Below are 2,632 nucleotides of genomic sequence, written 5' to 3'. Positions count from 1 at the left end.
GAACCTAGAGCTAATCGGCTGGCGAGACGACTACCCCTACAACGGCTCCAGAGTCACAATAGCGGTGATAGACAGCGGAGTAGACAGCGGCGCCTGCGGCCTAGACGGAAAGATCGTAGGCAACAAAGACTTCACCGGCGAGGGCCAGGAGGACCTAAACGGACACGGGACCCACGTAGCCAGCATAGCCGCCGGCGGCGACGTTGGAGTGGCCCGGGGAGCTAAGATATACAATATCAAAGCCTTCAATAAACACGGCGTCTCCAGCGACCACGTGGTATTGAGGGCCATATACCACGCTGGTACCGAAGCCCAAATCGACGTTGTTAACATGAGCTTCGGAAGACCCGGAGAGCTAGGAGATCCCGTGGCGAGAGCCGCCAACTGGCTCCTCTCCAGAGGCAAACTCCCCGTAGCCGCCGCGGGGAACTCGGGGCCGGAGAGAGGCACTATAGAAAGCCCAGCCCTAGGCGAATACGTCATAGCCGTAGGGGCCGTGGGGCCTGACAAGAGGATAGCAGAGTACAGTAGCAGAGGCCCTGTAGACAACCTCATAAAACCAGATCTCGTGGCGCCAGGTGGCGTGAGGGGCAGAGGCGTGGTGGCGGCGAGGCCCCGCAGAGGCAACCCCCTCTGCCCGCCAGTAGGCAACTGCCACATGGCCTGCATCGGCACAAGCATGGCCGCCCCCCACGTCTCGGGAGCCGCCGCGCTCCTCTTCCAAATGGCAAGGGAGGGCAAGCTGAGGGACACCCCAGCCGCCGTAGCTGTCAGAAACCGCATACTCCAAACCACGGAAGACCTAGGCCAGCCACCGGAGGACCAGGGCAGAGGCCTACTCCGCCTAGACAAAGCGCTGGCCACCACAGCAACCCAAGCCTTCGAGACAGCCGCCACCTCAATAACCGCCATAGCCGCCGCCATACCCATAATAGGCATACTCTCAGTCCTCGCGAAGCCGCCGCCAAACCTCCAGAAACAAAACTTCATCAACCAAGTAGCCGCCGCCTACAAGGCGGGGCTAATCACCAGAGAGCAGTTAATAACCCTCTACACACAAGGCCACATCACCCTAGACGAACTAATCAAAATACTAAAACTTTAAAAAAACCACCTAGCCAGTACACATGGCAACACGACAGGGAAGCATAATCGCCGCCGTCCTCATAGGCTTCATCACCAACGTAGCCCTCGGCTTCATAATACCCGCCTTCAACGAGCTAGTCGGAGGAGCCCTCGCCGGCTACATAGCAAGCGGCACCCTAGGCCGCGCTGTCCTCGCCGGCTTCCTAGCGGGGATACTTGGAGGACTCATCCTATCCATAGTGATCCTAGCCCTGCTACCCTTCATATCACCAATTCTAGCCCCAATCCTCGGCCCCCTCACCGGCCTCCTCCCGCTAGCCGCCCTCATACCAATAATACTATCCATAAAAGGAGCCCTCCTCTCAGCAGTAGGAGGTGTCATCGGCGGACTAATAGCAACCTATACAAAGAAATAAACCCGATCTTTTTATAACAATTTTAAAAATTATTCAATATCAATTAAGTATATATACATATCAGTAAACTTAGTCACTGTAATGATCATTTATATTTAAATGCAGTAACCCAATAGAAGCCATGTTCTAGACAAGTAGCGCGTCGATGGAGAACCAGGCGGTAATCGCGTGCGCACCGTCTCTGTACTAATAGATGTTGCGGCCTGGTGCGATGGTGACGCATTGCATAACTTAATCTCCCAAATATCTAGTAGTTAAGGCAACGTTCTCTTAGTACATATTCAATCGATTTCGATAGCCGTGAAAGATTGTAAATGACAGAAGATGAAGTTGGAATGGAGTCATATATTTCATACAGTAGGTTATTCACTATGGGCAGTAGGTTGTCTACTATCTGTACAATGTCTGGATATCTCCCCTCTGCGAAGCTCTTCAACGCAGACAAATTGCCATGCAACTCACTCAGGAATCCGCGTCCCAACAGTCGGCGAATTTCTCTAAGCTTTTCCCTAGTCAGCGGCCCCCTCCCGGCGGCCTTTACATAATCTCGGAACTGCTCCACCAGCTTAAGAGCCCTTTCAAAATCTTGACATATGTAGCTCGGAAGTTGTTTGGGCTCTGAGAAATCTACCAGCGGTTGTCGGGAATTGTATCGCATCTCAGGTTCAGGTGGAGGAGGCGGTGGCTCTTGTAACAACTCTATGAAGGTAATTATGGCTATAGCTAAGTACGATATTGAGATTATGTTCAGTCCCACTATGAATATGGATAGTATAGAGCCCCACCTATATACCTCTACCGCCCTCTCCAGGTACCTGAACTCTAAGCCGCAAGCTATTGTTTTTAGAAGATTTGCCGAGTATAGCTGTAGCGCCCATCCTCCCATTAGAGCTATGACCCCTAGGAGTAGCTCAATGGTAAAGCCGGGAGGCGACCAATTAAGCGGGAAGAGGGAGATTTGTAGATATCTGAATGCCACCTCAAAGACAGCCATGGCCAACGCGGCGGCGGCCACCCATTCCGCCAACTCCCCTCCCGTGTTGCGGCAGAGCTACGACAGCCCCAGCCACATAAAAATTACGCCAGCGAGATACACAAAGAAGCCAGTTAAAACGCCGATAGTTGCTAAA

The 2,632-nt window shown here is 52.8% G+C and carries 3 protein-coding genes; 2 read left to right on the top strand and 1 reads right to left on the bottom strand.

Translation table 11 applies throughout. The annotated features are described in order from the left end of the window. Together ACP5J3_RS12855 and ACP5J3_RS12850 are read left to right on the top strand one after the other, a co-directional pair. Positions 1–1,105 (top strand): S8 family peptidase (locus ACP5J3_RS12855; protein WP_428496049.1); only part of this gene is annotated, 1,105 nt, incomplete at its 5' end. Between the two features lie 22 nt (positions 1,106–1,127). Then, positions 1,128–1,502: a DUF5518 domain-containing protein gene (locus tag ACP5J3_RS12850; protein WP_428496048.1), complete on the top strand. Its 375-nt coding sequence runs from the start codon at positions 1,128–1,130 to the stop codon at positions 1,500–1,502. Positions 1,503–1,749: 247 nt separating this feature from the next. On the opposite strand, the gene ACP5J3_RS12845 is transcribed toward ACP5J3_RS12850, so the two are convergent. After that, on the bottom strand, positions 1,750–2,496 hold the full coding sequence (locus ACP5J3_RS12845; protein ID WP_428496047.1) for a hypothetical protein: 747 nt from the start codon (positions 2,494–2,496) through the stop codon (positions 1,750–1,752). Positions 2,497–2,632 lie beyond the last annotated feature (136 nt).

The organism is Pyrobaculum sp., from assembly GCF_049971835.1.
Lineage (GTDB): Archaea > Thermoproteota > Thermoprotei > Thermoproteales > Thermoproteaceae > Pyrobaculum.
The sequence above is the reverse complement of the archived record's forward strand: the minus strand, read 5'-3'. Positions and strand labels throughout refer to the sequence as shown.